This is a genomic window from Nocardioides donggukensis, from assembly GCF_014842875.1.
GTDB classification, from domain to species: Bacteria; Actinomycetota; Actinomycetes; order Propionibacteriales; family Nocardioidaceae; genus Nocardioides; species Nocardioides donggukensis.
The window spans coordinates 633,168-651,608 of record NZ_JACYXZ010000003.1 but is presented as its reverse complement, the minus strand read 5'-3'; the positions used below and the strand labels follow the sequence as shown (position 1 = coordinate 651,608).

Here is an 18,441-nt window from a genome sequence, read left to right as displayed (position 1 = left end):
GGCGGTGCACCGCACGCTAGCGACGCCGTGCGTCCTCACGCCGCAGACACGCCGTACGACGAGGCCATCAGCCTGCCGATGACGATCGTCAGGACTGTCGGTGGCCGACCCTACTGTGGCGTCAGCACACGACCCGAGATCAGGAGACCCGCATGAGCGTCGACGACGCATTCGAAACCTTCCAGAGGACCGTCAACGTCCCTCCGGAAGCCGTCACGCTCGCGGTCAAGCGCCGCAAGTTCTTTCATGACGCGCTCGGTGGCGAGGATGATGTTCGCGAAGTAGTCCCGAGTGGCTCGCTGGCGCGTGGGACGCACAAGGACCCCATCAACGACGTCGACGTCATCGTCATCTTCGACGAAGAGCACCACCCGGACTGGGGGGTCGAGGGGGAGTCGGCGGGGGAAGCGCTCTCCTACACCGGCAAGCGCATCAACGAACTACTCGGCGCAACGAACGGTTCGTTCGCCAAGGAGGTTCGCCGGGCGTCCCCTCGCAACCACGCGGTGAAGTGCTTCCTTGACGATCCCGAAGATCCCGAGGCGTTCACCGTCGATGTCATGCCCGCTTTCCGTCGCCACGGCGCGCTGCTCGTGCCGGAGAAGAGCTCCAACCGCTGGGTCACGACCGACCCCGAATACCTCATCAGTGAGGTCGAGGCGCGACACAAGGAGTGGAGGAAGTACGCAGGGACCGTGCGCATGCTCAAGTGGTGGGCGGCTGACCAGGACATCAAGATCAAGTCGCTGGTGATGGAAGTGCTCGCCCTCGACAACCTCCCGCTCGGGCCGAACCGCCCCGCTGCGCTCAAGGAGTTCTTCAACAAGGCATGGAACCACGTCTGGCTCGGCTACAACGTCGAAGACCCTGCGGGCCACTGCGGCGTGATTCAGCGCGACCTCGACCTCACCGCCTTCTCCGTGCGACTGGAGGCGGCTCGCGACCTTGCCAACAAGGCGTTCCAGGCGCAGGCGCGCGGAGAGACGACGCTCGCCCACCGGTTCTGGAAGGAACTGTTCGGCGACGACTTCCCGCCCCCGCCCTCGGGCGGCGGTGGTGGCAAGCCTGCGGTCGTTCCTCCGGTGCTGCCCCCTCGACCGGTCAAGGACACTCCGCAGGGATGAGCAACGAAGGAGGCGCTGCGGCTCCAGCGCCTGTGCTGTGGATGGAGGACGAACCCGAACGGCTTGCACGGGACCAGCGGGAAGTCGCGTCCTTCGCGCCCGACTTGGAGTATCTGCCGCCCAGGGCAAACCCACTGATGCCCCACGGCGGGTGGACGGGACGGCTCCCCCTTTGGCCCTTCGAGCGCTCAGAGCCCCACGGCGCACGCGCGCTACTCGACGGAGAAGGCATGACCATTGCCCTTGTCTACTCAGCGGCCCACCCGATGGTCCCCCCGACCATCTTTCCGATCACCCCGGAGCCAACCATCGACGAGTGCACCCAAAACGCCTGGCACGTAGCCCCGATCGGATCGCTATGCCTGCTCCAAACCCAAGGGGACTGGGCTCCCGAGGCGAGCATCACCGAACTGTTGGAGAAGGCAGCCGGTTGGCGCATCGAGTACGCACTCATGAAGGCCGGGGCCCTCGACAAGATGACCACCAGCGGCATTGCGCTGGACGACACTCTCGACACCCTCATCACCGAAGTAGGACAGCAGCAACTCTCACCTGATGACGAGAGCACCGGCTGATGTCCCACGCCACCTTCCTCATCCCCCGAGATGCCCTCTCAAGAATCGCTGGCGCAGAAGCCAGCGGCGGCGAACTGCGCTTCCGCCATGTGACGGCGGACGACTTCTATGTCGTGACTCGCGTTGAGGTGGCGTCGGGACTCCGACTACCCGTCGACATTCCGAAGAGTTACCAGCGACTCGCGTGGGGCGACGACGACTTGATTGGTCAGTGGCTCCGCACACCCGAACGCGGAGTCAACCACAACCACTGGTACCTCCTTCGCCGCCCCGGTGCCTCCATGCCGTACGACGCATTCAGAGAACTCGTGCCGGGTGCTCGCGATCCCGGCGCGAACGTCGGCTTCCTCATCACCCACGAACCCGACCTACCCGAGGAACACGTCGAGGCAGGCATTCCGGAGTTCGCTGCATGGTTCCTTACCCGAGACGAAGTTCGACCAGCGCACGTCGCCATCGAGCCGAGCACTCTCGGGATCCAACAACTCGACGGCGCTTGGCCAATCCAGTCGCTCGCCTCACACTCCGCCCTCATCGTGGGTTGCGGAAGCATCGGGAGCGCAGCCGCCAACGCCCTCGCCGCGTACGGGGTCGGACATCTCAATCTCGTGGATCCTGACCGGCTCCTGTGGGACAACCTCATCCGCCACACACTCGGACCCGAACACGTCGGACGCCACAAAGTGGACGGCCTCAAGACCCAACTGGGCCAACGCTGGCCAGCGACCACCGTCACCCCGCACCCACTCGACGTAGTGGACGACGCCCACCGCATCCGTCCAATGATCAAGGACATCGACATCGTGGTTTGCGCAGCAGACGGCATCGCGCCGCGCAGGGTAGTAAGCCACCTGTCCCGACGCGCACGCAAGACCGCGATCCTGGCTTGCGTGCTGGACCACGGACGCATCGGCGAGATCATTCGCCTGCGCCCAAGCCCACGCTTCGGGTGTCTTCTATGTCTTCGCGCCAACCTCGCCCAGCAAGGAGCCATGGACGCCGAAGCCGACCAAGAACTCGACTATGGGACAGGACAGGTCCACCAACCCATGACCGCCACACCGCCGGACCTGCACCTTGTGGGCACTCTCGCGGCCAAGACAGCAGTCGCCACCCTGCTGGAAACTCATCATGGCGATGACACCCAACGGTTCCCCGGCGAGCACGCCATCCTGGGTCTCCATCCCACGGGCGACCTCGCCGCACCATTCGACATGCGCCAAGCGGGCGACATCAGGTGGAGCACTCTGCCGTCGCCGCGCCCCCACTGCCCGACATGTTCCGCAGCATGACGGAGCACAGCACCGCCCCGAGTGTCTCGATCACTGACAGCGCCCTCGCGGCGATCGCCTCCGAGTCCCGACGCTCAGCCGACGGTCTCGAAACGGGAGGAATCCTCCTCGGCACCGAAAGCCCGAACGGGATTTCCGTACGACATGCCGGAGGCCCCGGACCGAACGCCCGCCGAGCACCCCGGAGATTCCTCCGCGACCTCCAACACGCGCAGCAACTCGCTGCTGAGGCATGGACACGCGATGGCAGCCAGTGGATAGGGGAGTGGCACACCCATCCCTCGGGCGACCTTGCCCCTAGTGACCTTGACCTCGACTCGTACTTGCGCCACCTGCACGATCCCGACCTACGACTCGACCGCTTCGTGGCAATCATCGTCGGAGGCGTCTCCGACCATGACCCCATCGCCGCGACCTGGCTCATCGAACGACACCAAGCACAAGCAATGTCCCTCAGGAGAGAGCATGAATGACGACGGCACCAGCCCGGCACCTTCCCCAGTCGACCTGACTGATCCCGTGTTCATCTCCTACCGCCAAAGCGACGGCACCGACATCACTGCCGAACTGGCATGGATGCTGCGCGCGGCGGGAATCCCAGTCTGGCGAGACCGAGACGACCTTCCGCCCGGTGACACCGAGGCACGACTGGAACAAGCCATCGCCGACGGGCTCTCCGGAGCCATACTCGTAGTCACTCCTGATGTAGAGAAGAGCGAGATCGTTCGATTCGTCGAGGCACCCCGGCTCATCGACCTGCACAAGGCCCACCCGGCGTTCGCACTCGGCATCGCGAATGCCATCGAACGTGTGCCCGGCAAACTGGACTATGACGCCCCCGACCTTGTACTGGCTCAGAGACCTAAGACTCTTGGCGGTGTCGACCAACACCCCAGCGACCGGGCGGGGCTGAGGCTGCTTGTTCAGAAGATGCTTTGGCATCGGATCGCCTGGCAGCGCGATGCGATCGCGGCGGCTGGCGAGACGTTCCACCTCAGCGTGCAGACAAGGAACGCGCCGCAGGTCTACGACCGCACCGGACATCAACTCGACATCCGCATTCGACCGTCCCTCCACGAGAAGTTGCCCAGCCCCGACGGACTTCGCGACCTCAAGGACACCCTAGGTCTGTTGCCCGACGCCATCACCCGAGCGGGAGCAAGCAGGGTTCGCGTCCACGGGGGAGCCCACCTCTCTGTCGCATTCGCGTTGGGCGCAGCCATGCCGTCCTCGCGAGTAGGCGAGATTCAAGTCATCGACCAGCGTCAGCAGACCTGGGCGAGCAGCCACGAAGCCAAGGTCGGGATCTCGCCGCTCCTGCTCGTCAACGCAGAGGGCACCAACCCTGCTCCCGCCACCACCGGTCGTCCTTCAGTGGCCGTCTACCTCGACCTCCTGCCACAACGCAGTGATGACGCGTTCGCTAGGTACCGCGAGGAGAACCAGCACGTCGTGACCGCCTGGGAGCACCTCGTCTACGCCAGCGACGACCTTCTCGACCACACGGCAGCAGGTGAAATCGCGGCGGAAGCCGCCGCTCGCATCCGAACCCTTTCGAACAACATCGGGAACGCAGAGGTGCACCTACTCCTGAGGTGTCCCTTCCCAATCGCGGTCCTTCTCGGCAGGCTCCTGAACACTCTGAGGTTCGTCACGTACGAATGGGATGACTCAGTCGTGCCCAGCGGCGATGACTACCGAGCGCGCTACGTCCCCAGCATGCGCGTTCGGCCCTCGGCAGCGGGGGGAGCCATCGAGGAGGTCCTCCTCGCCGATGGCTCCGACGCGCCCTGAACAGGCCGCCGCAGCCCTTCGTGAGATTCGGAGTGACATTCGGATGAGATTCGACAGCTGATGTGAACGGACACGTGATGTCCCGGGTGAGTGCGCCAGCAATGTCTTGGATCCGGACGGCAATGGCCGCGTAGCGGTCAACGGGACATTTCCTCTGACGGAGCGACAACTGCGCTGAAGAGCGCCAGCGCAACCCGGCCCGGCCTGCCCCGCGAGGGGTGGGTCGGGCCGATGTGCTTTTCGCCCGCCGGCGCCTCGCGAGATGCGCTGCATCCTGCTGATCCCTCGTCTCTCGGTTCGCGCTGGGCGGCACGGGGCATACGCCTGTGCGGCCGCCAGCGGCTACGCCACCGACACCGCGGTCGCGACCACAAGCCTCGGCCGTGGAGGTGAACATGAAGGGCCATGCTGGGCTGGCAGCAGATCCGGACGCCGAGGGCGAGTTGACCCGGGAGTCACAGCTAGGGCGGCGGCAACTCCGGTGAGGATGGCTCCAAGGGCCGATGAAGCTGCTGATCGGTGCCATGGCACTGGCCAGGTTCCAGCCGTTCGAGGTCCGCGCACCCCAGTCCGTATCAACCCCGGAGGTGCTCGATCGGGTCTCGGGCATGGTGGCCGCCCGTCAGATCCGACCGGTGGCGGACCGGACCTTCGCCCTCGAGGACACCGCGGCTGCGATCTGCCGCATGGAGACCGAACACACCCGCGGCAAGGTCATCATCACGACCGGATGAGCTGTGACTTGGCCGGCCCACCGTTCCCGCGGCAGGCCGGTCGAGTTGCCTCAGTGCAGGCGCATGCCTGCAGCCGCCTCCATGCGGGCGGCCGGCATCCAGAGCACGGCCACCACGGCGAACCCAGCCGCCATGGCGGCAGCCGCGACGAATCCGCGTGCGAAGGCGTCGGCCGCCCCTGCCTGGGTCACCAGGGAACCGGCCGTGCTGGCAACCGCGGAAAGCACGGCGACGCCCAGGGCCGCGCCGATCTCGTGACCGGTCATCAGGAAGCCTGACGCGACTCCGGCGTGGGAGTGCGGGATGCCGGCCATGGACGAGACGGAGACCGGGACGAACACCATCCCGACTCCGACCCCGAGGCCGATCAGACCAGGGAGCAGGTCGACGGCGTACCCGGCGTCCGGGGGCGCGTGTGAGAGCAGGAGCGCAGCGCCCGCAACGAGGACGAGACCCGAGGCCGCGACCGCTCGAGGGCTGAGGTGTGCCAGCAGGTGACGCGCGGCCACGGTGCCGATCGTGATGGCCAGGGCGAATGGCAGGAACGCCACCCCGGTACGCACCGCCGAGTAGCCCAGCACTGTCTGCATGAAGATCGAGCCGAGGAAGACGGCCCCGACGAGGATCCCGGTGACCCCGAGCATGACCGCGGTGCCAGACACGAGTGCCCGCAGCCTCCAGACGTGCGGCGGGAACAGCGGTCGCTCCGCGCGGCGCTCGACGGCCAGGAAGGTGCCAAGCAGGACGACGGCAAGCCCGAGGCCGACGGCGGTCCTCACGGACCACCAGCCGTGCGTGGCGGTGCCGGCGAGCACGTAGACGAGCGTGCTCAGGCCGGCGATGACGGTGCCCGCGCCTGGGAGGTCGAAGTCGCGCAGCCGGGGACGGTCGACGAGGTCACGCTCGAGCACCCGGCTCCCGGCGACGAACGCCACCAGGCCCACAGGTGCGTTGACCCAGAAGATGAACTGCCAGCTGGTCCAAGTCGTCAGTGCACCACCGACGAGCACGCCGGCCGCTACGCCCAGGCTGCCGACGGCGCCCCACAGGGCCAGGGCGGCCTTCTGCTGGTGCCCGGCGTAGGTCGTGGTGATCAGTGACAGCGCCGACGGGGTCAGGACTGCGGCGCTCAGTCCCTGTGCTGCCCGCGCCGCGACGAGTTGCGCCCCGGTGTCAGCCAGGCCGCTGGCGACCGAGGCCAGGGTGAAGAGGGCCAGGCCGGTGAGGAAGACGCCGCGCCGGGAGAGGAGGTCGTTCACACGTCCACCGAGCAGGAGCCCGCCGCCGGAGAGCATCACGTAGGCGGTGACCAGCCACTGGAGGTCCTCGCCGGCGAGGCCGAGGGAGCTGCCGATGCTCGGGAGTGCGGTGTTGACGACGGAGATGTCGAGGACGACGAGGACCTGGGCCGCGAGCGTGACCGCGAGGACGGTCCACGGCCTGTGTTGTCCGTCCCCCGCTGCCGGGTGGGTCTGGTCGTGGTGGTGGGTGGGTATCTGGGACATGGGTGCTCCTCGGTCAGTTCGGATCGGGGTGGTGCTCAGGCGTCAGGGGGCTGCGGCGGCGACGGCCTGTACGACGGCGCTGATGGCGGCGGCCGACGCTGTGGCGCCGGGGGCGTCCTCGAGGAGGCCCTGGTGCGTGGTCACTGCGGTCGTGTGGGTGCTGTCGCTCGAGAGCTGAGCGAGCCGCTCCTGCTCACCCGGCCAGCCCGGGGTGGTGAGGTTCTCCGAGGCCGTGACCACCGCCAGGGGGCGGTCATCCAGGGTCGTGAGCTGGTCGGCCTGCTCGAAGACGGACGGGACCATGGTCAGCTCGTCGCGAGCGGTGCGCTTGGCTCGGACGGTGGACCCGAGGGCGCGCGCGAACTCGGCCGCAGCGCCGGACAGGCCGGAGGTCGGGGTGAGCACGGGCCCGAGACCGATCCGGGCCAGGGTGGGAACGAGGGCCAGGCCCCGTCTCATCAGGGCGTACTGCACCGGATAGTCCGGCATGGCGGTGAGCTGGCGGGGACTGGAGCTGTCGAGCAGCACCATCCCGGCGACCTCACCCGGGTACTGCGCGGCGTAGGTGAGGGCGTAGGGGCCGCCCGTCGAGTGACCGACGAGGACGTAGGGGCCTGCCTCCCCGGCGCGGTCGAGCAGCGTGTGCAGGTCGGCTGCGGCCGCGACTCCGTCCTGGGGCTCGCTGGCCTCGTCGCTCCAGCCCTGGCCGGCGCGGTCGTAGGCGCATACTCGGGTCGCGTCGCCGAGCTGCTCGACCACGCGGGCCCACGACCCGGAGAACTCGCCGAGGCCGTTGAGCAGAACGACGGTGGGGGCGTCCGTACCGCGGCAGTCGAGGTGGAGGCGGTGGCCGGCGACGGTGATGAGGCTCCCTGGGGCCGGGTAGGCGTCCCTGATGCGGGACTCGTGGACGCCGGCCACGACCCCGCCCGCGGCGATTGCGACAAGGACGGTGACCGCCGGCGCGAGGAGCCAGCGCGCGGGACGGGTGAGGTGCCGGCGCCCCCGGATCCAGGTCCACGCGGCGAGCGCCATCAGCACCGGGGGCCAGACCCAGCTCAGTTGTGCCATCGCGCCGGCTCCCGGGGAGAGGACGACGAGCCCGGCGCCGGTCACGGCCATCACGGCCGCGGGGACGCGGGCCCACGGTTGCGGGCGGCCGGTACGACGTGCGGCTGCGACCAGCACCGCCCAGCCGGCGGCGAAGCCCAAGAGCAGTGAGCCGGTCACCACCGACTCGGTCGCGCCCGGGAAGACGACGAGGGCCAGGGCCAGCGCGGCAGCCGCGCCGGCCGCCAGGGATCCCGCCAAGGCGGCCGTCAGGGAGCGAGTGCGCCTGCCGCGCACCTGGGTCGCGTCGCTCGGTGGTGCGTACGTCGTCATCGGGGACCTCGCTCTCGCAGTGGTGGTGCACTGCTCACGAGCGTGGTCTCGCGCTGGCCCGGTCACCCCGGTCAGATGGCCGGGATCCGGGTCACCTCAGGTCGAGCTGGGCGAGCTCCCCCCGGGAGGTGATGCCTGTCTTGGTGAAGACGTTGCGCAGGTGGAAGGCCACCGTGCGCGGTGAGACCCAGCACTGGGCTGCGACGTCCTTGTTGGACAGGCCGGTGGTCACCAAGCGGGCGATCTGTAGCTCGGTGGGGGTGAGCTTGACCAGCGTCGACGGGTCACGCTTGCGGGCAGTTTCGCCGGAGGCCCGGAGTTCCTGGTCAGCACGCGTGGCCCAGGCCTCGGCCCGCAGGTCATGGAAGGTGTCGAGGGCCTCGCGCAGGTGCTGCCGGGCGTCGACGCGGCGCTGGCTGCGGCGCAACCACTCGCCGAGCGCCAGGTGGGCCCGGGCCGCATCGAACGGCCGCGCGGCATCCGCGTGATGGGTGAGTGCTTCGCGATAGTGGTCCTCGGCGCCGTGAACGGTCGTCAGCGCGCGCCCGAGCGACACCGCGGCCAGGGCCCAGGGTCGGTGCGTGTCGGCGGCGAACGCGGCCAGCTCTTCGACCCAGCGGCGGGCGGACTCGTCGTCCCCCGCCCGGACGGCGGCCTCGACGCGTTCAGTGACGGACATGCGCTGCAGGACGGGCATGCGGAATCTCGACAGGTGGTGCAACGCGCCGGCGTGATCGCCCCCGGCGGCCGCGCACAGTCCGCGTGCCCACCGGCCGAGGTCGTGCACGGGATCGTCCAGGATGCCGAGCGGGTACGAGGCGACGAGCTGGTCGAGCCGGGCGAGGTGACGGTCGTGGTCGTCGCTGCCCTGGACGGCCGCGAGGAGCGCGAGCCACGCGACCGGGGGAGCGGTCATCGCGGGCTGGCCGATGCTGTGCCCGAGCGAGATCGCCTCCTCCGCGCTGCTCCGGACCGCGACGAGGTTGCCGGCCAGGTAGTGGCTGAAGCACAGCCGCTGGAGGCAGTAGATCACCGCCGTGACGGCGCCTGCCTCGCGCGCCCGGGCCAGCGCCCGGCCGTAGAAGTGCTGCTGCGCAGAGTCGTCGCCCAGCTGGAGGGCCGCGTTCCCGAGATTCCACAGCAGGTCGCGGTCGTCGATCTGCTCACCGAGGGCGAGGGCCTGGTCGAGGGCGTCGACGGCAGCCGCCCGGTCGCCCTCCGACACCCGGGTCATCGAGACCAGCAGGTGGCGCAGGCACCCGGTGCGGATGTCGTCCCCCGAAGTCGGGGTGCCGAGCGCGTCGGCGACCCGGAGCGGGGTGCCGCTGTCGGCGCCGAAGGTCCGCATGACGGCAGCGGCGACGGCGATGTCGAGGGAGCGCCCCGGGTCGTCGCCGTGGACCGCGTTGGCAGCCTCCACGAAGATCCGGTGCGCCTCGGGCGCGGAACCGAGATTTACCTCGATGTGGCCGCGCAGCCGCGCCACGTCGGCCTGCAGCCGGGGGTCCGTCGTCGCCACGCGCACCCGCTGCAGCAGGCCCTGGGCGTGGGTCGCCTGGCCGCACGCCCAAGCGCTCCTGGCCGCGGCGAAGGTGAGCGAGGTCCGGCGGGTGGGATCGTCGCTGAGGCCGGCTGCGCGCTCGTACGCCGCCAGGGCGGCCGCGTGCCCTCCCCGTCGTTGCGCGCGACTGCCGACCTGCTCGAGCGCGGCCACCACCAGTGGGTCCGGTCCGTCGGCTGCTGCGGCGCGGTGCCAGGTCTCCCGGTCTGGGTCTCCCGCACCGGCGAGCGAGGTGGCGAGGGCCGCGTGGACCTGGCGACGCTGCCCGGCGCTGGCGGTCTGGTGGAGCGCGGACCGGACCAGCGGGTGTCGCAGGGCCAGGGATGACGGACCGCGCCGGAGCAGGCCGGAGTCGAGCGCGGCGTCGACGTGCGCCTCGAGCAGCCCGAGCTCGGTGACGGCGCGGCGCACGACCTCCTCATCGCCGCTGTCGTCCGCGGCGAGGAGCAGCAGCACGGTCTGCACCGGTTCCGGGAGCCGGCGGGCCCTGTCGAGGAAGATCTGCTCGACGCGGGCGGTGAGGTGGAGCTGGGTCGGCAGGACGTCGGTACCGCTGAGCTGCTCCGGGGTGAGCTCGGTGGGGAGCTCCAGTAGTGCGAGGGGGTTGCCGCCGGTCTCGCTGATGATCCGGTCCTCGACGGCGGGCTGGGCCTCGCCCCGGTGGGCCCGGAGCAGCGCTCGGGACGCCTCTGGTGCGAGCCCGGTCAGGGTCATCTCGCGGATGCCCTGGGGGTCAAAGCTCCCCCAGGAGCCCTCGCGGGCGGCAAGCACAATCGCCACTCGGTCCGCCCCTAGCCGTCGGGCGCAGAACAGCAGAGCGCCCGAGGTGGCCGCGTCGAGCCAGTGTGCGTCGTCGACGACGCACAGCATCGGGTCCTCCTCGGCCGCGGCGGTGAGCAGCGACAAGGTTGCGGCGCCGACGAGGAACGGCTCCACGGCGTCGCCCTCCTCCTCCCCGAAGGTCATGCGAAGGGCGCGGGCCTGCGGTGCGGGCAGGCCCGCCCGGAGCCGGTCGAGGGGTCGCAGCAGCCGGTGCAGGGCTGCGAATGCGAGAGGGGCCTCGGCCTCGAGCCCTTGGGCGGTGAGCACCGTGAGGTCACCCGCCGCGGCGACGAGGGCCCCGAGGAGTGCCGACTTGCCGACCCCCGGCTCGCCGCGGACGACGAGCGCTGCGGCGGAGCCCTGTCGGGCCTCGTCGAGGAGCACCTCCAGGAGCTGTTGCTCCGGCTCACGGCCGACCAGCACGCTCGAAACCTACACCGCCCGACGACTGGCGAGGAGCGGTGAGATCCCGGCACTTTGGCCGGGGCGACCCCGGCCGGCCGGCCCGAGGCTTCTCGACATGACTGATGCCTACGACCACACCGCCGACGAGCCGACGTGGCCAGCGGGCAGACGACGCCAGATCGGGGTCCTCGTGTTCGACGGGGTCGAGGAGCTCGACGCCGTCGGCCCCTGGGAGGTGCTGTCCACCTGGACCCAGCAACATCCGCAGGACGGGTGGGACGCCTTCTGCCTCTCCCTCGACGGCCGACCCGTCGCCGGGGCCAAGACCCTCGAGCTCGGAGCCCACCACTCCTTCGCCGACGCACCCGACATGGACGTTCTGGTCCACCCCGGCGGCCCCGGCACGCGTCTGATGCTGCACGACAGCGACCACCTCGCCTGGGTACGCCGCCAACGCGCGACGGTCCCGCTGATGGCCTCGGTGTGCACCGGCAGCCTCGTCTACGCCGCCGCCGGGCTGCTCATCGGGCGCCGGGCCACCACCCACTGGGCGTCGCTCAATCTGCTGTCCGAGTTGGACCCCACAGTGATCACCGACGTGGCCTCCCGCTTCGTCGACGACGGCGACCTCGTGACGAGCGCAGGCGTCAGCGCCGGCATCGACATGGCCCTGCACCTCGTGGCCCGCCTGGCAGGTGTCGACCGCGCACGCGAGGTGCGACGCGAGATCCAGTACAACCCGCTGCCCCCCGTCTGACCCTTCGACCGACAAGGACTGAACCATGACCACCACAGCCGACAGCACGATGCGCGCCGTCGTCCACGACCGCTACGGCACCTCCAAGGTGCTCCGCACCGCACGCATCGTGCGGCCCTCACCCGGCGACCACGAGGTCCTCGTCGAGGTGCACGCCGCCGGGCTGGACCGCGGCACCGAGCACCTGCTCACCGGAAAGCCGTACGCCATGCGGCTCGCGATGGGCCTGACCCGCCCGAAGAACCCCGTCCCCGGCCGCGACGTCGCCGGCATCGTGGTCGAGGCCGGCGCCGGGGTCACCCGCTTCGCCGTCGGCGACGAGGTCTACGGCGTCGCCCCGGGCTCGTTCGCCGACTATGCCGTGGCCCACGAGACGCGGCTCGCCCACAAGCCCACCAACCTGACCTTCCTCGAGGCGGCCGTCGTACCCGTCTCGGCGGGCACAGCGCTGCGAGCCCTGGTCGACGTCGGCGGGGTACAGCCCGGCCAGAACGTGCTGGTGGTAGGGGCGTCCGGCGGGGTCGGCAGCTACGCCGTCCAGCTCGCCAAGGCCTTCGGCGCCGAGGTCACCGGCGTCTGCAGTGCCGCCAAGGCCGACCTGGTCACCTCCCTCGGCGCCGCCAACGTTCTCGACTACGACCGCGAGGACTTCGCCAACGGGACCCACCGCTACGACCTCGTGCTCGACATCGCCGGCAACTCCTCGCTCCGGCGCCTGCGCCGGGCACTCCGGCCGCGCGGCACGGTGGTGTTCGTCGGCGGTGAGGACGCCGGCGCCCTGCTGGGGATGGGGAGGCAGGTTCGCGGGCTGATGCTCTCAAGGCTCGTCCGGCAACGGCTCGCGCTGCTGGTCGCCAAGGAGCGCGGCAGCGACTACAACCGCCTCGCTGGCCTCATCGAGGAGGGCCGGATCGTGCCGGCCCTCGACCGCAGCTACCCGCTCGAGGACACCCCGCTCGCCGTCCACCAGCTCGAGACCGGGCGGGTGCGCGGCAAGGTCGCCATCTCCGTGCGGAAGTGACCGGGATCCCGGTCATTCGACCGGCGCGACCGGCGCGGAATCGCAGGACCGTGGACCCATCGAACAGCCCCACCACGACCGAGGTGAAGGAACCATGAATGCGACTCTCACGATCAGCACGATCGCCGCCCCCGACCACCCCCGCGCAACCCAGGTCGCCACGACCTGCTGGTGCGGCCAGGACCTCGACCACGTGTCGCGCAGCCACTGCCCGCGATGCGGCCGCACAACACCGCGGGGGGCGACCCGGTGATGACCCACCACCGCACCCTGCTGGCGCTCCTCGTCTCCGCCCAGCTCGTCGTCATGCTCGACGTCTCCATCGTCAACGTCGCGCTCCCGTCCATCCAGGCCGACCTGACCACCGGGCCCGTGGCGCTGACCTGGGTCGTGAACGCTTACGCCCTCGCCTTCGGAGGGCTCCTGCTTCTGGCCGGTCGGGCGACGGACCTTCTCGGACGCCGACGGATGTTCGTCGTCGGCTCGGCGGTCTTCACCGTCGGGACACTGCTGGCCGCGGCCTCGGACCACGCGTGGTTGCTGATCGCGGCCCGTGCCGTCCAGGGCGTGGGCGCCTCCGCGCTCAGCCCCGCGGCCCTCTCCCTGCTGGTGCTCAGCTTCCCCGGACCCGCTCGGGCCAGGGCCATGGGGATGTGGAGCGCAGCCTCGGCGGTCGGCGGCGCCGCCGGCGTCGTCGCCGGCGGAGTCCTCGCCGGGTCGCTGGGCTGGCGCGCGACCTTCCTGGTCACCGTCCCGATCACACTCGTCGCGGCCGTCGCGGCGCGACGGGTGCTCCCGGCCGACGACGAGCCCACCCACGCCGGCCTCGACGCCAAGGGGGCCGTGCTCCTCGCGGCCGCGACGATCGCCCTGGTGCACGGAGTCCTGGACGCCGCTGAGCGGGGGTGGGCCACGGCGCCGGTCCTGGTGGCGGTCGCCGTCGCCGCCGCCTCCGCCCTGGCGTTCCTCGGCGTCGAGCGCCGTTCGGCCCAGCCCCTGGTGCCGCTTGGGCTGTTCCGCTCGCGCACGCTTTCCCTCGGGGTGGGGGCCGCGCTGCTCGGGGGCGCCGCCCGGGCCTCCACGTTCGTCCTCACCGCCCTCTACCTGCAGCAGGCGCTGCACCTGGCTCCCATGCGTGCCGGCCTGGCGATGGTGCCGACCTCGGCCACGGTGTTCGTGGTCTCCCTCGTCGCACTGCCACGCCTCCTCCGGGCGCACGGCGTACGACGCACGATGATCACCGGCCTCCTCGTGCTGGCCGCCGGCCACCTGTGGCTCGCCCAAGCGCCCGGCGGCGGGGGGTACGCCGTCTCCGTCCTGCCCGGACTCGTTCTGGTCGCCGTCGGGGTGGCGCTCAGCTTCACCCCGACGACCATGGCCATCACCTCGGCAGTCCCGCCGGAGCACACGGGCCTGGCATCGGGCATGGCAGGCTCGGCCACCCAGGTCGGAGCGGCCCTCGGGACCGCGGGATTCGTCTCCCTCGGCGTGGCGGCCGGGGGAGCCGGTGACACCCTCACCCCAGCCGGCTTCGCGGCCGCCTTCACGGCTGCCGCGGCCGTCGCGCTGGCGACCGCCGGTCTGGCGACGCTGCTGCCACGACCCCTGCCCGACGTCCCAGGGACACCGCGCCGCCCCCGTCGGGTCGCGGCCGCTACGGTCGTCATCGCCGCGGCCGGTGTCCTGCTCGCGCCCGCCGCCACCCGAATCGCCTCGAGCGACGCCACCGGCCCGGTGGCCGCCGCGGGATCCCCCGCGCGCGACGCCGTAGACCTCGACGCGGTGGACCGCTACGTGCAGGTGCAGATCGAGGCAGCCTCGATTCCCGGGGCCGCGCTGGCCGTCACCCACGGTAACCGCGTGGTCCACCTGGCCGGGTTCGGCCACGACGCCGAGGGTGTCGACGTCACCCCCGACTCGCTGTTCAGGGTGGCATCGCTGAGCAAGTCGTTCACCGCCCTCGCCGTCCTCCAGCTGGTCGACGACGGGCTCCTCGGGCTCGACGACCCCGTCGTCGACCACCTCGCGGAGTTCCGAATCTCCGACCCACGTGGCTCCCTCATCACCGTTCGGCAGCTGCTCGACCAGACATCCGGGCTCACAGACTCAACGGTGCACCCGATGTCGCGGCCGCAGCCGGCGACGCTCGAAGACGCGGTGGCGGACCTTGCCCCCGTCCGGCTCGCGGCCGCGCCCGGCACGCGGTGGAGCTATCACAACCCCAACTACCAGGTCGCCGCGCGCCTTATCGAGGTCGTCTCGGGTCAACCCTTCGACGCTTACCTCCACGACCACGTGTTCGCCCCCGCCGGCATGGGCTCCAGCACCACCGTCGACCGCGACGACGACCCGGTGACCGGCTTAGCCGACGGCCATGTGGTCGGCTGGGGCCACGCCTTCGCTGTCGGCGGACCTGGCACGTTCGACGCCGGCGACGGCGGCGTGGTCTCCAGCGCCGCCGACCTGGCGCGATGGCTCGTGGTGCAGACCAACCGGGGCCGCGCCGTCGACGGCACCCGCATTCTCAGCCCATCCCGACTCGAGGAGCAGCACACCCCGGGTGACGGCGCGCAGGGCTATGGATTGGGCTGGGACACCGACGGCCCCGCCGGCGCACCGACCCGACTGGCCCACAGCGGCAACCTGCTCACCTGGAGCGCCTACATGGAGGTGCTGCCAAGGACCGGCTACGGCTTCGTGATCCTGCTCAACGCGGGCTCCGGCCTGATGGTCGACCAGCTCCGCATCTTCGACGGTCTCAGCAGCATCATCGAGGGAACCGACCCTGCCCCTGCCGGGGCCGCCGACATCACCCGGCTCGACCTGCTGCTGGGCGCCGTGACCGTGGGCGTCGCCGTCCTCGGGACGCTCGGAGTCATGCGCGCCGGACGGTGGTCACGCAGGGCGCGGGCTCGCGTCTCCGTCTCGGTCGGCCTCCGCGCGGCACCCCACGCCTTCGTGCTGCTCGTCGTCCTGCTCTACCCCCACCTCGCCGAGCAGCTGGTCGGCGGGCGGGAGGTCACCTGGGAGGCAGCGGCATACGGCTGGCCCGCGCTGACCGCGCTCGTGGCGACAGTGGCTGCTGCGCTGGGCGCCACCTGGATCGTCCGCACCTGGTTCCTGGGTCGGTCGGGGGCACGGCCGTGACTCTCGATCTCCGCCGGTCGTGCATGCCCTTGGCGACGTCAGCACCCTGGACCGTGGCGAGTCGTGACAGACCGGCCCTCTGCCAGGGGCACCACCCGGACCACAGCCGACTGGGTCCACACCTCGAAGGGCGCAGGGGTGGCCCGTGGAGTTGGACGACTCCCACTCGACCTGAGGCCGCCGGAGGAGCCGCTCGGTCCACGGCCGGTGGACCTATGCCCCGTGGGACGCCTAGCTCCCAGTCGCGCTCACCGCGACGGCTCCGCGGAGCGTAGCCGAACCCCGGACGGCTCAGCTGGGTCGGTGAGCGCAGTCCGTGCGGCGGTGGCCCCGGTGAGTTCGGCTAGCAGGAATGCCGCGACGTAGTGCTGAGTGACGGCTCGGGCCTTCGCACGCTCCCAGGCGGGGTCGTCGCAGAAGCCGGTCGTGACGAGCCTGAGGATCCGCCGGGTGCGGTCGCACCCGCCGGTGAAGACGAAGTGCCCGGCGCCCCGCAGCGACACTTCGACCTTGTGCCTGCTGGCGGCGCTCTCGTAGGCCAGTCGGGTGGTCCAGTCGAAGGGCGAGTCGTGGTCGGCGGTTCCGCCGATGACGAGCAGGGGTGCGGTGACGGCAGCGAGGCCGGTCTCGCCGAACATGGCGGCGTCCCCGGCGAGGGAGACGACGGCATCGACGGGTTCCGGCTCGGTCGTGCGGGCAACGACGATGTCATCGAGGTGCGGCTGGAGGGCGTCGCAGAGGAACACGATCGGGTCGTCGTCCGCGCGCGCGGTGGCGCAGCCGGAGGTGAACGCGTCGGGGTCGAGCTGAGCACCGGCCGCGGCGAGCGCGGTGTAGCCGCCGTAGGAGTGCCCGACGACGGCGACTGTCTTGGGGTCGACCAGCCCGGCGAGGTCGCCGCCGGGCGTCGCGGCCGTCTCGACGTGCGCGCGGGTCTGCGCCACGACCTCGGGCCGGTCGATGGCGGAGCGCCACAGGGTGGAGGGGTCGAGGGTCTCCGCGTGCTGGGGTGCGACCACGACCAGGCCGTGGGAGGCGAGGTGCTCGGCCAGCCAGGCGTAGCTGGCGGGGCTGATGGCGAACCCCGCGGAGAGCACCACCAGCGGGTAGGGCCCGCCGGCCAGGTCAGCCTCGACGCCGTGCCGGGCGACGCCGGGGTAGGTCGCCAACGCCGTGGCGGTCTGCGTGCCGAGCACCGTGAGCGAGTAGGAGTAGCGCGTCGCCGGCTCCGAATCGGTCGAGTCGCTCGCGGGGTACCAGACGGTCATCGCGACGGGGGCGTCGTCGGGCCCGATCCGGCGTATCCCGACCGGGTGGCGACCTGGGGCGGCGTGGCTGAGCATGGGGTCTGCGTCCTGGGAGGCCGTAGCGCTGGGTTGGGTGAACCCGAACAGGTAGGAGCCGGCGTGTGCCGCGAGTCCGATCATCACGATCCCGACCAGGGTGGCGTACAAGACTGCCCAGCGGCCGGCTCGGCGGACGGCGTTCATGGCGTGCTCCTTCGGGTGTAGGCGGGTCAGAGCTGGCTCTGCCGGGCGCGGTCGGCGGCAGCCGACCAGTTGACGTGGTCGACGCCCCTGGTGAGAAGCCAGAGCGCGAAGATCAGCTCGCCGGGGACGGCGAGCACGAGCACCACCAGCTGCCAGGTGTCGGCCAGGTCGGGGGCCAGGAAGGTGCCGAAGCTCTGCACGAGGTAGCCGACGCCGGCCAGCGCGAGCAGGATGCCCGTGAACCGCGGCAGGAAGCCCGAGCGGTGGACCAGCCAGCCGGTGAGCAGCAGCGAGAGCGCGAAGAAGAAGCCCCACACCAGGACGATGTGCTCGTTGGCCTCTTGGAAGAAGAGGGCCAGGGCGTTGCGCTGGTCGGCGTCGAAGGCGGCGAGGGAGCCGCTGTCGCCGAGCGCGACCATGGTGAAGACACCGGTGGCCAGGCAGCCGGCGGCCATCACGACCGCCTCGGCGACGCGGGCCAGCGCCCCGGCCAGGGACACCGACCGGCTGACGGGTCGCAGTAGCGCGTAGAGCACGCCGGCCAGGGCGACCTCGACGAGCACGATCGTGGCCTCACCGGCCAAGCCCCACCGGAACAGGGTCTCCTGGGCGCGGATGTTGTCCGCCGTCGCAGCGGCATCCCCGGGCACGACGAGGCTGGAGCGGACGAGCGTGGAGAGCGGGTAGATCACGAAGATCGCGAGGTAGAGCGCGCCGGCGACCTTGCTGAGCCGGCGCAGCCGCGGGTGCTGGGTCGGGTTCGGTGCAGCGGTGGGCTGCGCGATGGCGGTGGCGGCGGTTGACATGACTCCTCCTGATGGTGGATGGGGC

General features: G+C 70.8%; 14 protein-coding genes. 9 read left to right on the top strand and 5 right to left on the bottom strand.

Translation table 11 applies throughout. The features are described 5' to 3' along the window. Positions 1–152: 152 nt before the first annotated feature. The 6 genes from IE331_RS13330 to IE331_RS13305 all read left to right on the top strand — a co-directional run bounded on the left by IE331_RS13330 (position 153) and on the right by IE331_RS13305 (position 5,519). A complete protein-coding gene (locus IE331_RS13330) occupies positions 153–1,124 on the top strand; it encodes an SMODS domain-containing nucleotidyltransferase (RefSeq protein WP_192143893.1) in 972 nt (323 codons plus the stop codon). Beyond that, complete coding sequence (locus IE331_RS13325; protein ID WP_192143892.1) at positions 1,121–1,699, top strand: hypothetical protein; 579 nt, start codon at positions 1,121–1,123, stop codon at positions 1,697–1,699. The genes IE331_RS13330 and IE331_RS13325 overlap by 4 nt, the downstream gene beginning before the upstream one ends. Continuing rightward, complete coding sequence (locus IE331_RS13320) at positions 1,699–2,991, top strand: HesA/MoeB/ThiF family protein (protein ID WP_192143891.1); 1,293 nt, start codon at positions 1,699–1,701, stop codon at positions 2,989–2,991. The genes IE331_RS13325 and IE331_RS13320 overlap by 1 nt, the downstream gene beginning before the upstream one ends. Continuing rightward, positions 2,976–3,464: a Mov34/MPN/PAD-1 family protein gene (locus tag IE331_RS17095; protein WP_201931771.1), complete on the top strand. Its 489-nt coding sequence runs from the start codon at positions 2,976–2,978 to the stop codon at positions 3,462–3,464. Before IE331_RS13320 ends, IE331_RS17095 begins: the two co-directional genes overlap by 16 nt. 46 nt (positions 3,465–3,510) lie before the next feature. Continuing rightward, on the top strand, positions 3,511–4,785 hold the full coding sequence (locus IE331_RS13310) for an SAVED domain-containing protein (protein ID WP_201931770.1): 1,275 nt from the start codon (positions 3,511–3,513) through the stop codon (positions 4,783–4,785). Between the two features lie 503 nt (positions 4,786–5,288). Next, complete coding sequence (locus IE331_RS13305; RefSeq protein ID WP_192143889.1) at positions 5,289–5,519, top strand: zinc-binding dehydrogenase; 231 nt, start codon at positions 5,289–5,291, stop codon at positions 5,517–5,519. A gap of 50 nt (positions 5,520–5,569) precedes the next feature. Here IE331_RS13305 and IE331_RS13300 read toward each other — a convergent pair whose 3' ends face one another. The 3 genes from IE331_RS13300 to IE331_RS13290 all read right to left on the bottom strand — a co-directional run bounded on the left by IE331_RS13300 (position 5,570) and on the right by IE331_RS13290 (position 11,213). After that, complete coding sequence (locus tag IE331_RS13300) at positions 5,570–7,024, bottom strand: MFS transporter (protein ID WP_192143888.1); 1,455 nt, start codon at positions 7,022–7,024, stop codon at positions 5,570–5,572. A 42-nt stretch (positions 7,025–7,066) separates the two neighbouring features. Next, positions 7,067–8,407: an alpha/beta fold hydrolase gene (locus tag IE331_RS13295; RefSeq protein WP_192143887.1), complete on the bottom strand. Its 1,341-nt coding sequence runs from the start codon at positions 8,405–8,407 to the stop codon at positions 7,067–7,069. Positions 8,408–8,498: 91 nt separating this feature from the next. Further along, positions 8,499–11,213 carry a helix-turn-helix transcriptional regulator gene (locus IE331_RS13290; RefSeq protein ID WP_192143886.1) on the bottom strand — a complete coding sequence of 905 codons (2,715 nt, stop codon included), beginning with the start codon at positions 11,211–11,213 and terminating at the stop codon, positions 8,499–8,501. Between the two features lie 97 nt (positions 11,214–11,310). On the opposite strand from IE331_RS13290, the gene IE331_RS13285 reads away from it, so the two are divergent. The 3 genes from IE331_RS13285 to IE331_RS13275 all read left to right on the top strand — a co-directional run bounded on the left by IE331_RS13285 (position 11,311) and on the right by IE331_RS13275 (position 16,120). Then, positions 11,311–11,952 carry a DJ-1/PfpI family protein gene (locus IE331_RS13285; protein WP_192143885.1) on the top strand — a complete coding sequence of 214 codons (642 nt, stop codon included), beginning with the start codon at positions 11,311–11,313 and terminating at the stop codon, positions 11,950–11,952. Between the two features lie 25 nt (positions 11,953–11,977). Next, positions 11,978–12,973 (top strand): NAD(P)-dependent alcohol dehydrogenase, encoded by a 996-nt coding sequence (locus IE331_RS13280; protein WP_201931769.1) that lies wholly within the window; start codon positions 11,978–11,980, stop codon positions 12,971–12,973. A gap of 216 nt (positions 12,974–13,189) precedes the next feature. Then, positions 13,190–16,120 (top strand): MFS transporter, encoded by a 2,931-nt coding sequence (locus tag IE331_RS13275; protein WP_192143884.1) that lies wholly within the window; start codon positions 13,190–13,192, stop codon positions 16,118–16,120. A gap of 248 nt (positions 16,121–16,368) precedes the next feature. On the opposite strand, the gene IE331_RS13270 is transcribed toward IE331_RS13275, so the two are convergent. Together IE331_RS13270 and IE331_RS13265 are read right to left on the bottom strand one after the other, a co-directional pair. Next, positions 16,369–17,610, bottom strand: coding sequence for an alpha/beta hydrolase family protein (locus IE331_RS13270; protein WP_192143883.1), 1,242 nt, complete (start codon positions 17,608–17,610; stop codon positions 16,369–16,371). A gap of 26 nt (positions 17,611–17,636) precedes the next feature. Beyond that, positions 17,637–18,416, bottom strand: a complete 780-nt coding sequence (locus IE331_RS13265) for a DUF4386 domain-containing protein (RefSeq protein WP_192143882.1) — start codon at positions 18,414–18,416, stop codon at positions 17,637–17,639. Positions 18,417–18,441: the final 25 nt, after the last annotated feature.

Bases quoted from the DNA above. Each gene is read 5' to 3' on its own strand.
- IE331_RS13330 (WP_192143893.1), top strand. From the start codon at position 153: ATGAGCGTCGACGACGCATTCGAAACCTTCCAGAGGACCGTCAACGTC.
- IE331_RS13325 (WP_192143892.1), top strand. From the start codon at position 1,121: ATGAGCAACGAAGGAGGCGCTGCGGCTCCAGCGCCTGTGCTGTGGATG.
- IE331_RS13320 (WP_192143891.1), top strand. From the start codon at position 1,699: ATGTCCCACGCCACCTTCCTCATCCCCCGAGATGCCCTCTCAAGAATC.
- IE331_RS17095 (WP_201931771.1), top strand. From the start codon at position 2,976: ATGTTCCGCAGCATGACGGAGCACAGCACCGCCCCGAGTGTCTCGATC.
- IE331_RS13305 (WP_192143889.1), top strand. From the start codon at position 5,289: ATGAAGCTGCTGATCGGTGCCATGGCACTGGCCAGGTTCCAGCCGTTC.
- IE331_RS13300 (WP_192143888.1), bottom strand. From the start codon at position 7,024: ATGTCCCAGATACCCACCCACCACCACGACCAGACCCACCCGGCAGCG.
- IE331_RS13295 (WP_192143887.1), bottom strand. From the start codon at position 8,407: ATGACGACGTACGCACCACCGAGCGACGCGACCCAGGTGCGCGGCAGG.
- IE331_RS13285 (WP_192143885.1), top strand. From the start codon at position 11,311: ATGACTGATGCCTACGACCACACCGCCGACGAGCCGACGTGGCCAGCG.
- IE331_RS13280 (WP_201931769.1), top strand. From the start codon at position 11,978: ATGACCACCACAGCCGACAGCACGATGCGCGCCGTCGTCCACGACCGC.
- IE331_RS13275 (WP_192143884.1), top strand. From the start codon at position 13,190: ATGCGGCCGCACAACACCGCGGGGGGCGACCCGGTGATGACCCACCAC.
- IE331_RS13270 (WP_192143883.1), bottom strand. From the start codon at position 17,610: ATGAACGCCGTCCGCCGAGCCGGCCGCTGGGCAGTCTTGTACGCCACC.
- IE331_RS13265 (WP_192143882.1), bottom strand. From the start codon at position 18,416: ATGTCAACCGCCGCCACCGCCATCGCGCAGCCCACCGCTGCACCGAAC.